Annotated in this window: 10 protein-coding genes; 3 read left to right on the top strand and 7 right to left on the bottom strand. The window is 75.6% G+C overall.

The genetic code is table 11. The features are described 5' to 3' along the window. Positions 1-10: 10 nt before the first annotated feature. Together ABZ621_RS35135 and ABZ621_RS35130 are read right to left on the bottom strand one after the other, a co-directional pair. Complete coding sequence (locus tag ABZ621_RS35135) at positions 11-454, bottom strand: roadblock/LC7 domain-containing protein (protein WP_360610869.1); 444 nt, start codon at positions 452-454, stop codon at positions 11-13. Beyond that, the gene (locus tag ABZ621_RS35130) at positions 451-3291 is read right to left on the bottom strand and encodes a nitrate- and nitrite sensing domain-containing protein (protein ID WP_360610867.1); all 2841 of its coding nucleotides are present in this window, start codon (positions 3289-3291) and stop codon (positions 451-453) included. The genes ABZ621_RS35135 and ABZ621_RS35130 overlap by 4 nt, the downstream gene beginning before the upstream one ends. A 478-nt stretch (positions 3292-3769) precedes the next feature. Between ABZ621_RS35130 and ABZ621_RS35125 the strand changes: the two genes are divergently transcribed. Next, on the top strand, positions 3770-4117 hold the full coding sequence (locus ABZ621_RS35125; protein ID WP_360610865.1) for a hypothetical protein: 348 nt from the start codon (positions 3770-3772) through the stop codon (positions 4115-4117). Positions 4118-4189: 72 nt separating this feature from the next. Here the strand turns inward: ABZ621_RS35125 and ABZ621_RS35120 are convergent, their stop codons facing one another. From ABZ621_RS35120 to ABZ621_RS35100, 5 genes are all read right to left on the bottom strand, one after another. Beyond that, positions 4190-8863, bottom strand: coding sequence for a hypothetical protein (locus ABZ621_RS35120; protein ID WP_360610863.1), 4674 nt, complete (start codon positions 8861-8863; stop codon positions 4190-4192). A gap of 102 nt (positions 8864-8965) precedes the next feature. After that, on the bottom strand, positions 8966-9880 hold the full coding sequence (locus ABZ621_RS35115; protein ID WP_360610861.1) for a hypothetical protein: 915 nt from the start codon (positions 9878-9880) through the stop codon (positions 8966-8968). Beyond that, positions 9877-10677, bottom strand: coding sequence for a hypothetical protein (locus ABZ621_RS35110; RefSeq protein WP_360610859.1), 801 nt, complete (start codon positions 10675-10677; stop codon positions 9877-9879). The genes ABZ621_RS35115 and ABZ621_RS35110 overlap by 4 nt, the downstream gene beginning before the upstream one ends. After that, a complete protein-coding gene (locus tag ABZ621_RS35105) occupies positions 10674-12203 on the bottom strand; it encodes a hypothetical protein (RefSeq protein ID WP_360610857.1) in 1530 nt (509 codons plus the stop codon). Before ABZ621_RS35105 ends, ABZ621_RS35110 begins: the two co-directional genes overlap by 4 nt. A gap of 143 nt (positions 12204-12346) precedes the next feature. Continuing rightward, a complete protein-coding gene (locus ABZ621_RS35100; RefSeq protein ID WP_360610855.1) occupies positions 12347-13078 on the bottom strand; it encodes a GntR family transcriptional regulator in 732 nt (243 codons plus the stop codon). A 225-nt stretch (positions 13079-13303) separates the two neighbouring features. Between ABZ621_RS35100 and ABZ621_RS35095 the strand changes: the two genes are divergently transcribed. Then, the gene (locus ABZ621_RS35095) at positions 13304-14602 is read left to right on the top strand and encodes an MFS transporter (protein WP_360610853.1); all 1299 of its coding nucleotides are present in this window, start codon (positions 13304-13306) and stop codon (positions 14600-14602) included. After that, on the top strand, positions 14599-15117 hold the full coding sequence (locus tag ABZ621_RS35090) for a DUF1445 domain-containing protein (RefSeq protein ID WP_360610851.1): 519 nt from the start codon (positions 14599-14601) through the stop codon (positions 15115-15117). The genes ABZ621_RS35095 and ABZ621_RS35090 overlap by 4 nt, the downstream gene beginning before the upstream one ends. Positions 15118-15190 lie beyond the last annotated feature (73 nt).

The raw sequence follows: 15190 nt of genomic DNA, 5'->3' as shown, positions 1-15190 counted from the left end.
GCGGGGCGGCTCACCCTCCTGTCGTCAGACCGGTCCGGGGGGCCGTGCCGAGATGGGTGCCGACCCGCTTGACCATCAGGGTCATCTCGTAGGCGACCTGGCCGACGTCGGAGTCCGCGTCGGCGAGGACGGCGAGGCAGCTGCCGTCGCCGGCGGCAGTGACGAAGAGGAAGGCGTCCTCCAGCTCGACCACCGTCTGGCGGACCCTGCCCGCCTCGAAGTGGCGGCCGACGCCCTTGGCGAGGCTGTGGAAGCCGGAGGCGACGGCGGCCAGGTGCTCGCCGTCCTCCCGGCTCAGGTCCTTCGACGCGCCGGTGGGCAGGCCGTCGCTGGAGAGGATCAGGGCCTTGCGGATGGCGGCGACGCGCTGGACCAGCTCGTCGAGGAGCCAGTTGAGCTCGCCGTTGCCGTGGACGGTGCTGCTGGTGCCTGCTGCGGCGTTCGGTGCGGTCATCGACCGTCCCCCTCGGGTGTCGTTCCGTGTGCTGTGCTGTCGTCCGGTCCCGAGCCGTGCCGTCGGCCGCGCTGCCAGCCGCGCTGCATGGCGGCCATGCGGGCCCGCACTTCCTCGGCGTCGCGTTCGAAGTCGTCCTCGGCCCGGCCGCCCTCGGCGGGCAGGTCGTCGGCCGGGGCCGGCCGGTCGGGCTCGCGCAGCTGCGGCACGAGGCTGGCCTGCCGGACCCGGCGCGGAAGCCCGTCGAGCCCTTCCGGCGCCTCCGCGCGCGGCGCGGCCACCGGCGCGGGGGCCGTACGGGACTCGGTGCCCTCCGGGAGTACGGGGACGAGCGTGGGCCCGGCCGGGCGCGGCGGCACCGGGCCGTCCTCGGCGCCGCGCCGGTCGGGGGCCGGGTGGGCGCGTCCCGGCTCGTCGAGCCGGCGTCCGTGGTCGACGACGAGCGTCGGCGGGCGGCGGCGCGGCAGCGGCACGGCGCCGTGGGCGCCCGGGGCGTCGTCCTCGCCCGCCGGGTCGTCGCCGCCGTGTCCCGAGGTCTGGTCGGCGGCCTGCTGGTGCTGCTCGGCGGCCGGGACGAGCCCGCCCCGGCGGCGCTGCGGGCGGAAGAGGCCGCCGCGCTCGCTGTCGCTGTCCAGGAGGTCGGCGGAGCGGTCGAGGAGCGCGTCGAGGTCCTCGGTGTCCAGGGGCCCTTCCAGCTCGACGGGGCCGTCCAGCGGGCGCGCGGTCGGCCCGGCCGCGGCTCCCGCGGGGCCCGTCTCGTCGGCGAGGTCGGGGACCCGGGCGAGAGCCGGCCGGCGCTGCGGGAGGAGTCCGTCGCCGAGCGCGCCGGCGGGCGCCCCGGAGGTCGTACCGGATCCGCCGGAGGCCTGGTGCGGGGCGACGTCGGCCGTGCGGGGGTCGGGGGACGTGCGGTCGAGGCGGAAGCCCGCGCCCTGGGTCTCGGGGGCGTCGGTGAGCAGCGCGGCCGGGATGAAGACGACCGCGGTGGTGCCGCCGTACGGGGAGGTCTGGAGCGAGACGCGGACGTTCTGGCGCTGGGCGAGCCGGCTGACCACGAAGAGGCCGAGGCGGTCGGTGTCGGAGAGCTCGAACTCGGGGGTCTCCGCGAGCCGCAGGTTGGCGTCGAGGAGGACCTCGGGGCTCATGCCGAGGCCGCGGTCGTGGATCTCCAGCGTGAAGCCGTTGGCGACGCGCTCGCCGAGGACCTGGACGGCGGTGTGCGGGGGCGAGAACACGGTGGCGTTCTCGAGGAGTTCGGCGATGAGGTGGGTGAGGTCGGCGACGGCGGGGCCGCCGACGCCGAGCCGGGGCAGCCGGCGGACCTCGACGCGCTCGTAGTCCTCGACCTCGGCGACGGCCGCCCGGACCACGTCCATGAGCTGCACGGGCTTGCGCCACTGGCGGGAGGGGGCGGCGCCGGAGAGGATCACGAGGCCCTCGGCGTGGCGGCGCATGCGAGTGGTGAGGTGGTCGAGGCGGAAGAGGTCCGCGAGCTCCTCGGTGTCCTCGGTGCGCCGCTCCATGGTGTCGAGCAGGGTGAGCTGACGGTGGAGCAGGACCTGGTTGCGGCGGGCGAGGTTGACGAAGACCTCGGCGACGCCGCGGCGCATGTCGGCCTGCTTGACGGCGGCCTCGACGGCGGCGCGCTGCAGGGTGTTGAGGGCCTGGCCGACCTGGCCCACCTCGTCCTCGCCGTACCGCAGGTGGGGCACCTCGGTCTCGACGTCGACGTGCTCGCCGGCGGCGAGGCGGCGCATGACGCTCGGCAGGCGGACGCCGGAGACCTCCTGGGACTCCTTCTGGAGGCGGCGCAGGTCGCGGACGAGGGAGCGGCCGATCCGGACCGAGATGCCGACGGAGGCGAGGAGGGCGAGGAAGCCGAGGACGCCGGCGACGCCCGCCTTCAGCAGGACGCTGTACGCGGCGGGCTGGACGCGCTCCTGGTAGCGGTCGCCGGCGGCGGTGTTGGCGCGGGCGAGCTCGTCGAGGACGGGGCTGGCCTCGTCCTGCCAGTAGGCGGGGGTGACGCTTTTCGGCCGTTCCGTCGGACCGGCCTTGATGAACTCCTCCTCGGCGGTGCGCAGCGCCGCGGTCTCGGGGCTGCGCCAGTACTGCTCGTAGCGCTGCCGCTCGACGGCGGGCAGGAGTTCGAGGTTGACCTCGTAGTACTGCTTGCGTCCCGCGACCAGGTCGGAGACGGCGCGGATCTCCTGGGCGGTGACGCGGTCGGCGACGAGGGCGGAGAGGACGAGGGCGTCCTCGCGGGAGAGGAGTTCACGGGCCCGGGTGATGCCGACGAGGGCGCGGCCCTGTTTGTCCATCTCCACGTTCTCCAGGGCGTGGAGGGTGACGAGGAAGCTGTAGCAGGGGTCGACCAGGCGGTTGTAGAACTCCAGCGCCTGGAGGCGGCCGATGCTGCGCTTCTCGACCGAGCGGCGCAGCGAGGTGATCTCCTCGAAGGCGGTGAGCAGGGAGTTGAGCCGCTGGGTGGTGACCGGCCGCATCTCCTCGCGGACGCCGGGGTCCTGGGCGTTGGCGCGGATGCGGGCGATCTGGCGGTCGGTGGCGAGGCGGGCGGCGCGGAGCTGCGGGAGCGCCTCGGAGCCGCGCGGGTCGGCGAGGTAGACGAGGGACTGGCGGCGTTCGAGCTGGATGACCCGAGCGGTGTCCTCGATGGGGTAGCCGACCTTGTCGACGACGTAGCCGACGTCGAGGAGCTGGTCCGCCTCGCGTCCGGTGAGGACGGTGGCGAAGACCCAGAGGCCGGTGAGGGAGACGAGCGGTACGAGGAGCAGCGCCACGATCTTCCGGCGGATGGACTTCCCGCGAAAGCGCATGGCCTCCCCCAGTACGGCCCCCGCGGCCACGGAGGTCTCTCGAACGATGTCGCCGCGTCAACACGGCGCGTCAACCTTCGGTTTCAACAAACGGCGGCGCGAGCCTACTACTGCATCGCGACCTTCTCGAAGGTGTGTCTGGGCGATTTTCAGCCTGTCGAGTGAGTGTTGATCATGAGATGTCCTGGTATTCCAGGAGTTCGGATGAGGCACTGTGGCGCAGGACACTTGACGATGCGTCCTTTTCCGCCTGCGGCGCATTGGCTGGAATCGTTCGTTCCGCTCGCGGTGTCGGCGATGTCACGGGTGACTCGGGGAAACCTTTTCCCTGTCCGGAGCGTCATGAAGTACGGGGGAACGCCCTGTCCGAGGACGGGCCGCCGTGCGCCGGGGGTCGCCGGCCGTGCGTGCCGTGTAAAGCGGTCGGATCCGGGCAGCCACCCCTGGGAGCGTCGTGCGGTGGGGAGTGACGGAACAGATGGAAGACGAGACGCGGGCCGCGCGTCAGTTGTGGGTGGAGGACGAGCGCGGACGGCAGAGGATGCCGGATCCGGTGCGGAACGCGGCGGTGCGGGCGGTGATGATCATGTCGGTGACCCTCATCCTCGCCGTGGTCGCCTTCCTGACCTCCGTGACGAGCTCCTGGCTGGCCTATCCGATGACGATAGCGGCGGTGGTCGCGACCGTCGTGGCCACCTGGAGCGTGCTGGACATCTGGATCACCCGCCAGGTCTGGCGGCAGCGCAACGGCGTGGTCTCCGAGCCGAGCAGCAGCGCGTATCCGGGACGGGTGCGGGAGCGGGTTCCGGAGGAGCGGGTCGCCTGACGGGCCCGTGACGGACGAGGAAAGGCCCGGCACCCCGGGAATTCTCCCTGGGGTGCCGGGCCTTCGCCGTGCCTACGGTGCGGCTTCCCCGTGCCGCGGGTCGTCCTGGTGAACGTCCTGGTGGCGGCGGAACATCCGGGTCGCCGTGATCTCGCCGTGGATCGTCTCGCCCTCGCCGGCCGGCTGCGGCAGGCCCGGGCGCAGGTGCTCCTCGACGCTGATGTACTTCAGTCCCGCCCGCAGGTCCGCGTCGTTGCGCAGCCGGATCACCAGCGGGAACTCGGCGAGGGCCGTCGTGTCGAACAGGCCCGTGGTGTACAGCAGCTGGACGCCGAGCGCGTCCGACACGGCACGCTGGAGTTCGAGCAGGTACGTGGCGTTGGCGCGGCCGATCGGGTTGTCCAGGAACAGCGTGCCCGCGTGCCGGTGCTTGTCGCGGCCCCGGTCGTTGGAGCGGAGCGCCGCCATCGTGCAGTAGAGCGCGATGGCCGCGGTGAGCAGCTGGCCGCCGGAGAAGACGTCGCCCATCTGCCCGACGGGCACCCGCTCGGCGCGGAGCACCGCGTCCGGCTTGAGGATCTCGACGGCGACGCCCTTGGGTTCGAGTGCCGCCTGCACCCCGCGCAGCAGCAGCGACATGCCGTCGCGGCGCAGGTCGGAGTTCTTCTTCACGGCGGCCCGGGTCGCCTCGTCGACGACCTCGCCGAGCCGCTCGGTGAGGGTGGCCTGGTCGGGCTCCTCGAAGCGGATCCGCAGGAACTCCTGGCCCGACCACTCGCCGAGGCCCTCGGGGAGCCGGGAGAGCCGCTGGGCGGAGCGGAGCGTGGCGAGCGAGGTCTCCACCAGGCCGCGCAGCCGGTCCACGATCGACTCGCGGTTGCGCTCCAGCTGGGCCAGTTCGTCGGTGAGGACGCGCAGCCGGGGCGCGAAGGCCTCGGCCCACTTGGCGGCGTGCTCGGGCAGCGCGGAGGCGGGCAGTTCGCGGATCTGCTGGCGGGCCGGGGTGCGGACCTGCTCGTAGCGGGTGGAGTTGGCGTGCCGGACGAGGATGTCGCTCGCCTCGCGGACGGCGGCGTCGGCGGCGGACAGTTCGGCCGTGCAGGCGCGCAGCGCCCGCCGGGCCTCGCCGGCCGCGTTCCTGGCCTCCTCCAGGGAGCCGGCGTACGGCTCCTGCTCCTCCTGCTCCTCCTCCGCGTGGTCGCGCAGCAGGTCCCGCAGCAGCGCGGCGGTCTCGTCGAAGCCGCCGGCGGCGTCCTCGGCGGCCCGGTGGTCGCGCAGCAGCCCGGCGTGGGCGGCGCGGGCCGCGTCCAGGGCGTCGCCGCGGGCGGCGAGTTCACCGCTCGCGGTACGCAGCAGGGCCTGGGCGCGGTCGGCGTCGGCCGGGACCAGCTCCTCCGGCAGCTCGGTGTGGGCCTCGCCGTCCTCGGGCGCGAGCCGCTCGGACTCGCCGCGGAGCCGGCCGAGCTTCTCGCTCGCCTCGGAGGCGCGGGACTCCAGCATCTGCACGAGGGACTCGGCGCGGGCCGCGGCGGCCTGCCGGGACGGGCCGTCGGCGCCGTCGGTGGACTCCAGGAGCTGCTCGGCGCGGGTGCGGACCTTGTTGGTGAGCCGGTCCAGTTCGGCGAGGGCGGCGGACTCGTCGCTCTCGGCGCGGGCCTGCTCGGCGCGCAGGTCGGCGCCGACGCCGACCTTCTCGTACACCTGGGAGGCGGCCCGGTAGGCCTCGCGGAGGGTGGGGAGCGCGGCGCGGGGGGCGCCCGGGGTCTCCTCCGGCAGCTGCTCGGGGGCGCCGGCGATCTCGGCGCGCTCGGCGCGCAGCGCGCGGGCGGTGCGGTGGGCGTCGTCGGCGGCGCGCTGGGCCGCCCTGCGGTCCTCGTCGGCGGCGCGCGCGCGTTCCAGACAGGTCTGGGCGCGGGCCTCGGACTCGGCGCCGTCGTCGGCGAGTTCGCGGAGCTTGGCCTGCCAGGCGGAGCGCTCGCGGAGCCGGTACGCGAGTCCGGCGAGGGCGTCGGCGACGCGGCGGGCGCGCTGGGCGGCCTCCTGCCGGTCGTCGCGAACGGCGAGGGCCTCGGCGGCGGTCTCCTCGGCCTCCGCGCGCAGGGCGCGGGCCTCGTCGAGGGCTCGGGCGGCCGTCTCCGCGGTCTCGCGGGCGGTGGCGGCGACGGCCGCGAGCTCGGCGAGCATGCCGGGCGGGCAGTCGGCGCGCCAGGCGCCGATCCGGGCGGCGAGGGCGCGGTCGCCGGCGAGCCGGGCGGCGAGCGCGCGGATCTCCTCGTCGCGGGCGGCGGCACGCGCGCGGAGCGCCTGGCGCTCCTCGTCGGCTGCGTGCTCGTCGTGCATGGCCGGGTTCGGCGGCACCAGGAACACGCCCGTGTCGTCCCCGGGGTCCTGTGCCGGTACGGGGGCGAGGAGGGCGGCGGCGGTGCCGACGGCGACGGCGGAGCGGGGCAGCAGGGCCGCGGAGGCGAGGGCCTCGCGGGCCCGCCCGTACGAGACGGGGTCGGTGATGACGACGCCGTCGACGAGTTCGGGGCGGGCGGCGAGCACGCGCGCGTGGTCGGCGGGGTCGACGGACTGGGCGAGGTAGCGCCAGCCGGGGAGCGCGGGGATGCCGTGCTCGCCGAGGAACTCGACGGTGGCCAGGACGTCCGGGCCCGGCGGCAGCAGGCCGCCGTCGCCGAGGGCGCCGAGGATCCGGGAGTCGTCGGCGGCGGCGGTGCGCAGGTCGAAGAGGCGGCGCTCGGCGGAGGAGACGGCCTCGTCGAGCAGGCGGCGCAGCTCCTCGGCGTAGCGGTCGAAGTCGGTGACGGAGAGCGGGGCCCCGGTCTCCGTCGCGTCGGGCTTTCCGCCGGCCTCCTCGTCCGTGTCGGCGGCGCGCTGGCCGGGGAGCGGGGAGCCGGAGGCGGGCAGGCCGAGGAGTTCCGCGAGGCGCTCCTCGGCGGCCAGGGCCTCGGCGGCGCGGCGCTCGGCGTCGTAGGCGTTGCCGGCGGCCTCGGCGGCGTCGGCGGCGCGGGCGGCGGCGAGTTCGGCGCGGGACTCGGCGGCGGCCGTCTCGCGGGCCCGGTCGCTCGCGGTGCGGGCCGCCTCGCGGGCCGCGTCCCAGGCGGCGACGGTGGTCTTCTCGGCGTCGGCGGCGGCGAGCGCGGCGCGGGCCGGGTCGGCGTCGGGCGCGGAGTCGTCGAGCCAGCCGGCGCGGACGGCCTCGGCGGTCTCCTGCTCGACCTCGGCGAGCCGCTGGCGCAGGTGGCCGGCCTCGCTGCGGGCGCGCTGGGCCTCGGTGGCGGCGGCGGTGGCGTCCCGGTGGGCGGCCTCGCCGGCCTCCTGGAGGGCGGTGGACCGTTCCTCCTCCTCGGCGGCGTGCCGCTCGCCCTCCTCGGCGGCCGCGGCCAGGGCCCGTACGAGATCGGCGGCGGCCTCGGCGCGGGCGGCGAGGGCCGGGGCGGCGTCGCGCTCGGCCTCGCGGATGGCGGCGGCCACGCGCGCGGATCGGTCGCCGGCGGCGCGGTGGCGGAGCACCGACTCGGCGGCCTGCCAGGCGGAGTGCAGGGTGCGGGCCTCGATCAGCTCGCGGCGCTGGGAGGCGGCGCCCTTCTCGGCGGCGGCGAGCGCCAGGGAGGCGTGCCGGTAGGCGAGTTCGGCGGCGATGAGGGCGCTGCGCTCGCGGGCCGTCTCGGCCTCGGCGACGGCGTGGCCGGCGGCGGTGACCCGCTCGGCCAGCTCGGCGGCGCGCGCCCGCTCCCCGGCGGCGCGGCCGGAGAGGCGGCGGGCGAGGGTGCGGGTGCGGCGCTCGGCTCCGGCGTGCACCTCGCGCGCGTGGGAGCGGGTTCCGGCGGCGTCGACGATGCGGCCGAGGAGGTCGACGGAGCCGGCGGTGAAGTCGCGTTCGGCGGTGAGTTCGGCGCGGCGGCCGAGCTTGTTGCCGAAGCCGCCGACGAGGTCGGCGAGGCCGTCGGTGTCGCGGGTGTCGGTGACGGCGCGGAGGAGGAGGTCGGTGAAGTCGGAGTCCTTCTTGACCGCGAAGAGGCCGGCGGCCTCGCCCTCGTCGGCGTTCATCTCGCGCTGGTAGCGGAAGAGTTCGGGGTCGAGGCCGAGCTCGCCGAGGTGCTCGTTCCAGCGGTCGTGGATCTCCTCCCACACCACGTCCAGGTGCGGGTAGGCCTTGCCGGCCTCGGTGAGGGCGTCGCGGAAGCCCTTCATGGTGCGGCGGCGGCCGGTGGCGGCGGAGGCGCCCTCGACGGCGGGACGGACCGCGTTCGCCTCGGCGACCGGCAGGTTGTCCAGGCTGAGGCCGGGGCCGGGGCGGAAGGAGTACCAGGCCTCGGCGAACTTCCGCGGGTCGTTGGAGACCTGGCGGCCGCGCCACTCGCTGACCTTGCCGACGACGACGAGTTCGCCGGTGAGGGTGTGCTGCCACTCCAGGGCGACGTGGCCGCAGTCGTCGGCGAGCAGGAACTTGCGGAGCACGCCGGAGCTGGCGCCGCCGAGGGTGTTGCGGTGGCCCGGGAGCATCACCGAGAAGATCAGCTTGAGGAGGACGGACTTGCCGCCGCCGTTCTCCAGGAAGAGCACGCCCGCGGGGGCGGGGCGGCGCGGCGGGCCGACGGGCTCCTCCTCGAAGAACTCCGCCTGGGTGGGCGCCGGGTGCGGCACGGGCGCGCCGACGCCGCGCAGGTCCAGGACGGTGTCGGCGTAGCGGGCGCCGGCGGGGCCGATGGAGTAGAGGCGGACCCGGGACAGCTCGTACATGGCGAGGGACTCTCGTGCTCTCGTGCTCGGGGAGTTCGGTGGGGCGGGACGCGGCGGCCCGGGGGTGTGGCTGGGGCGGGGCCGGGGTGCGGTGGGGTGGGGTTACGCGTGGAAGGGGAGGCCCGCGTCGGCGGCGAGGTCCAGGTCGTCGCCCTCGGGCGGCGGGACGAGGGTGGCGGTGCCGTCGCTGACCGGGACGATCCCGAGGTCGAGCAGTTCGGTGAGGGCGGCGGAACCGGCCATGTCGCGGACCTGCAGCTGGTAGCGGGCGGTGGTGCGGTACGAGCCGCCGTTCTCGTCGCCGGTGCGCTGGAGGAAGCCGGATTCGGTGAGGAAGGCGACGGCCTTGGCGACGATGCCGGTGGTGGAGCCCGCGAGGCGGCGGGCGTCCTTGGTGGCGCCGGTGGTGGAGCGGCGGGACCAGACGCGCCAGGCGGCCTCCAGGCCGGGGGCGTCGGAGGCCGGGTCGGTGTTCTCGCCTTCCTCCTCGGCGCGCTGCTCCAGGCGGAGGCAGGCCTGGCGGACGAAGGAGTCCACGCCGTTGACGGTGAGGCGGCCGATGTACGCGTCGTCGGCGAGGTCCTCGGGGCGCGGGAAGGCCATCGCGGCGACGGCGAGGTGGGCCAGGCCGTGCAGGAAGCGGTCGGCGGAGTCGGTGTTGGCGCGGCGCGCGTAGTCGCCCATGCGGACGGCGAAGACGGAGTCCTCGCCGGCGGTGACGGCCATGCCCGCGCGCGGGGAGACCTCCAGGACGATCAGTCCGAGACCGGTCGCGACGGCGTCGGCGAGCCGCGCGAAGGCCGGGTCCTCCTGGTAGCGGCGGAGCAGCTCGGCGTACTCGGCGTCGCGGGCGGGCAGCAGCTTGGGCTGGAGCCCGAAGGAGACGAGCCGCGCCGCGTCGGCGGCGTCCGCGGGGGTGACGGCGGTGTGCGCGGGGGCCGTGGCCTGGGGCCGGGGGGACTCCTGCTCGCTCCACGCGTCCGGGTACTCGGCGTACTCGACGTGGTTGTCGCTCACGGCTGGGGCTCCTCGGTGCGGCTCTCGTTCGGTACGGCGGTGGTGCCGGCGGCCCTCGGCAGGGGCAGCGGCACGGGGGTGACGGCGGCGGGCGGCACGGCGCTCCCGCCCGGCCCGGGCGGCGGCTCCCCGACCCCGCCGAGGCGCACGGCCCGCACGCTCGGCAGCGCCCGCCGCCGCCGTACCTCGCCCCGGAGCGGCGCCTCCGGCAGGGAGACGACGGCGAAACGGGGGCGGGGGGTGGGTGTGGATATGGGGGTGTCAGTGGACGCCGGGGTGGGCTCCGTGCCGGGTTCCGGGGTCGGGGTGGGCGCGGGGACGGCGGGGCCGGCCGGGGTGGCGGAGCCGGCCAGGGTGGCGGCCGTCGACGGCGGGTCCACGAAGGGGGGTACGACGCGGGGGCCGGTGCGGGCCCCCATCCCGGGGCGCCGGGCGGGGGCTTCGGGCCGGCCGGTGGGCTCCGTCAGGACGGCCGCCAGGTCGGTTGGGGCCGTCGGGGCCACCGGAGCCGTCGGATCGGCTGCGGGCTCGACGAGGTCGGCCGTCGGGGCCACCGTGACCACCGGGTCGGCTGCCGGCTCGACGAAGTCGGCCGTCGGGGCCGTCGGCTGCTCGGCGGGGGTCGTCGGGGCCGTGTCCGGTTCGGCGGAGTCGGTCGTGGCGGGGGTGGGGGCCGTGTCGGGGGTGACGGTCGGCGGGTGCTCCGGTGTGGTCGGTTTCGGGAGCCACGCGCGGGTGGCGCGGGTGAGGAGGCGGGGGCGCTTCGGGGACCGGTCGGTGCCGGAGGCGTGCGTCACGTCGCCTCCGAGCGGTCGGCGGCCATGCCCACGGCGTCGAGGAGCGCCGTCCCGACGATGAGGTCGGCGCCGCCGAAGCCGGGGTCGTCGAGCGGGGTGCCGTCGTCGACGGCGAAGAGCAGGCGCTCCTCGCCCTGGCGGTAGGCGGTGCCGACCGGCGGGCTGGCCGCGTGGACGGCGAGCAGGGCGACCAGGTAGGCGAGGTCCTCGCCGCCGGTCGCGCGGGCGTCGGCGAGCAGGCCCGAGAGGCGGCGCGGGGCGTCGTGCTCCAGGTCGAGGAGGGCGAGCGCGTCGGCGAGCTGGCGCTCGCTGAAGCGGGAGTCGTCGGGGGTGGCGATCAGGTCCGGCTCGGGCATCTCCGCGCCGAGGTGCTCGCGCTCGACGGGCGGGGTGAGCAGCAGGTCCACGAGGTCGCCGAGGCGGACCGAGGCGGGGGTGCGCAGACCGGTGCCGCGCGCGAAGAAGGCGTCCGTGACGCGGGTGGCGCGCTCGACGGGGAGCGGCAGCACGGGCGCGACCAGCTGCCCGTACAGGTCGAGGCCGGTGTACCGGGTGGGGGCGGCGAAGGCCTGCCGGTCCTGCTCGGCGCGGAAGAGCGGGCCCGCCTCCAGGAGGCGGGACTGGAGCTGGGTGTGGCGGCGGATGCAGTCCTTGACGATGTCGACCAGCTCCGCGGCCCGCCGCTTGTGCTCGGGGTCCTCGGCCTCGTCCCTGGCCTTGCGGATGTTGGTGAGGATCGCGTTCTCGTGGCGGTAGCGGTCGGCGACGTGGTCGAGCGCCTCGGCGATCATGTCGGGGACGCTGTTGAGCCAGTCGACCGCGCGCACGTTGCGCCGGGTGGCCTCCAGGGTCCTGCGGAGGGTCTCGGCGTACTGGACGGTGCGGTAGCGGGCCTGCTCGGCCGCGAGCTGGGCGTCGGCGAGGCGGCCCCGGCTGATGAGGACCTCCAGCTTCACCTCGGCGGCGATCTGGGCGCTGGTGACGTCGGTGTCGAGCGCGCCGACCAGCACGTTGACGGCCTCGTCGGTGGTCCGGAGGCAGACGGCGCCGCCGTACCCCGGGACCTCCTCGATGAGCTTGAAGTCGTAGTCCCGGCGGACGTACACGCCGTCGGTGCCGAAGGTGCCGTAGACGGCGCGGAAGCCGCGGTCGACGCTGCCGACGTTGATCAGGTTCTCCAGGACCCAGCGGGCCACGCGCTCGTGCTCCGTGGCGGGGCGCTCCGGGGCCTGGGCGGCGACGCGGGGCAGCAGCCGGGCGACGACCTGGTCGTGGTCGGCGCCGGTGTCGAAGTCCATGTGGAGGGTGACGAGGTCGATCGCGGCGAGGGCGACCTCGGCCATCGCGTAGACCGTGTACTCGCCCGCGAGGTTCGCCTTGCGCGTGTCGAGGTCGTGCAGCGGCGCCGTGCAGGCGAGCGCGCGCAGGCGCCGCGCGAGCCCTTCGTCGGCGGCCGGCCCCTGCGCGGGGCGCGGCCCCGCGCTGAGCTGGGGCGGAGCGAGGTCCGTCGAGGCAGGCGAAGTCACGGTGCACAGAGTAGGTCCTCGCACTGACATGGGTCGAAACGGCGCAGAAACCACCGCCCCCGGCCCGCCTCGGGCGGTACCCTGCGCCCGCGGCGCCGGCAGGCCTCCGGCCCATGCTCCGGGGGCTGCGCTCCGCCCCGTCGCTACGCCTCCGCGGGCTCGTCCACGGCGCGGGCGTAGGCGGCCGCGACGCGCTCGATGGAGTCGTCGAGATAGCGGGCGAGGAGGCGTTCGGCGCCGGTCCGCTCTCCCGCGCTCAGGGCCTCCAGGATCTCCTTGTTGCGGACGAGGTAGGGCTCGTGGAGGGCCTTCGGGTCGTCCACGACGTGGAAGGCGAGGCGGAGCTCGGCGAGGACGCCGCGCATGAGCTCGTCGGTACGGGCGCTGCCGGCGAGGGCGACGAGCTCCCGGTGGAAGTGGATGTTGGCGGTGGAGACCCCGCGCCAGTCGCCGTCCTCGGCGGCGGCCTCGCCCTCGGCGACGGCGGCGGCGAGTCCGGCCACCGGGAAGGGCGGGGCGCCGAGGCTCCGCACGACGGCGCATTCGACGAGCCGGCGGGTGCGGTAGATGTCCTCGACGTCGTCCACGGCGAGGACGCGGACGAAGACCCCGCGGTTGAGCTCGTGGACGAGCAGCCGCTCGTGGGTGAGGAGCCGGAAGGCCTCGCGCAGGGTGTTGCGGGAGACCCCGAGGGCGCCGCCGATGCTCTCCTCGGAGAGCCGGGTGCCGGGCGGGAAGAAGCCCTCGGCGATGCGGGTGCGCAGGATGTCCGCGACCCGTTCGGCCGTGCTCGTGCGGCCGAGCAGCGCCCGGTCGTCCGCCAGTCCCCCGGCCGTCCCGGCCGTCCCGGCCGTGCCGGTGCCGCTCGCGTCCACGGTCCCCCTTCCTCACGGGGCGGTCGGCCCCGTCGTCGTCCGGCCGCCGAGTCAACCGCAGAAACGGATCCGGGACAACAGCCCCCTTGTCGAATCGTTGAACAATCCCCTACGTTGACGCCACCGCACCGCCCGCACCGCCCTTACACCCCGCACGGCCCCGCACTGCCCCGCACGGCCCTCTCGTACGTCTCTCCGGCACGCCTCCCCAACTGCGAGGTGCAGATGAGCACGGCACAGACCCGGCAGCACTCCCAGGACGACACCCCCGACCCCACCGAAGGCACGGGCACGACCGGCGCCTTCGGCTGGCTGCGCGCCCTCGGCCCGCGCGGTCGGCGCGCCTTCGGCGGCGCGTTCGGCGGCTACGCCCTCGACTCCTACGACTTCTTCACCCTCCCCCTGTCGATGGTGGCGATCGCCGCCTACTTCGGCCTCGACAAGGGCCAGACCGGACTGCTCACCACGGTGACCCTGGTGGTCTCGGCGGTGGGCGGCGCGCTCGCGGGCGTCCTCGCCGACCGGGTGGGCCGCGTCAAGGCGCTGATGATCACGGTGATCACGTACGCGCTCTTCACCGTCCTCTGCGGGTTCGCGCCGAACTACGAGACCCTGCTGGTCTTCCGGGCGCTCCAGGGCCTGGGCTTCGGCGGCGAGTGGGCGGTCGGGGCGATCCTGGTCGCCGAGTACGCCTCCGCCCGGCACCGGGGCCGTACGCTCGGCGCCGTGCAGTCGGCGTGGGCGGCCGGCTGGGCCCTCGCGGTGATCGTCTACACGCTGGTCTTCCAGTTCTTCGACGCCGACCTCGCCTGGCGGATCCTGTTCTGGACCGGCGCCCTTCCCGCGCTGCTCGTGTTCTGGGTCCGGCGGCACGTGGAGGACGCCCCGCAGGCCGCGGCCGCACGCGTGGCGAGCCCGGAACGGGGTTCCCTGCGGGCGGTGTTCCGGCCCGGCCTCCTGCGCACCACGCTCTTCGCGATCCTGCTCTCCACGGGCGTGCAGGGCGGCTACTACACGCTCGCCACCTGGGTGCCGACCTTCCTCAAGACCGAACGCGGGCTGACCGTCGTCGGCACCGGCGGCTATCTGACGCTGCTGATCTCCGGCGCGTTCATCGGTTACCTGACGGGGGGCCATCTGACGGACCGGATCGGCCGCAAGCGGAACATCGCGCTCTTCGCCGTCCTGTCGGCGGCGTCGGTGCTCGCCTACACCCAGATCCCGGCGGGCGCGAACACCCTCCTCCTGATCCTCGGCTTCCCGCTCGGCTTCTGCATGTCGGCCATCTTCAGCGGCTTCGGCTCCTTCCTCGCCGAGCTGTACCCGACGCCGGTGCGCGGCACCGGCCAGGGGCTCACGTACAACACCGGCCGCGCGATCGGCGCGGTGTTCCCGACCCTGGTCGGCTTCCTCTCGGAGAGCTGGGGCGTCGGCGGGGCGCTGGTCTTCGGCGCGGTGGGGTACGGGATCGCGGTCGTCGCGCTGCTCGGCCTGCCGGAGACGCGCGGGAAGGAGCTCGGGTGAACGGCGGCGCCCTCAGGGGACCGTCGGTCCCCGGTCCGCGCGAGGCACGCGCGCGTGCGCGGGCCGGGACGGCGGGCCCGACGGCCGGCTGGGCACCCGGCCACGCCCAGGCCAACCTGATCGCGGTCCCCGCCGACTGGGCCTACGACGTCCTCCTCACGGACCGGGCCTGCCGGCCGGCGGGGCGGCTGCGCGGTCCGATGGTCGTGTCGATGCGGCCGGTCCCGGCGCGGCTCGTGCCGGTGGCGCGGCGGATCAGCGGTCTGCTGCCGGCCGTCCACGGGGCGCCCGTGCACGCGGGCGACCCGGCGGCGCTCGGCATCCGCGACCTGGACCGGCCCGATTTCGGGGACCCGGTGGTCGCGGAGCCGGGGGACGTGCCGGTCTTCTGGGCCTGCGGAGTCACCCCGCAGGCGGCGGTCGTGGCCTCGCGCCCGCCGTTCGCGATCACCCACGCGCCGGGACGGATGTTCGTCACCGACGTCCGGGACGAGGAGTACCGGATCGCCTTCTGAGCACGAAGAGTCAAGACGAACAGACGAACACGGCGAACGCGGCGAACGCGGCGAACAGCACAGCACAGCGCGA

It is taken from the genome of Streptomyces sp. NPDC007863 (assembly GCF_040633895.1).
GTDB lineage: Bacteria > Actinomycetota > Actinomycetes > Streptomycetales > Streptomycetaceae > Streptomyces.
The sequence above is the reverse complement of the archived record's forward strand: the minus strand, read 5'-3'. Positions and strand labels throughout refer to the sequence as shown.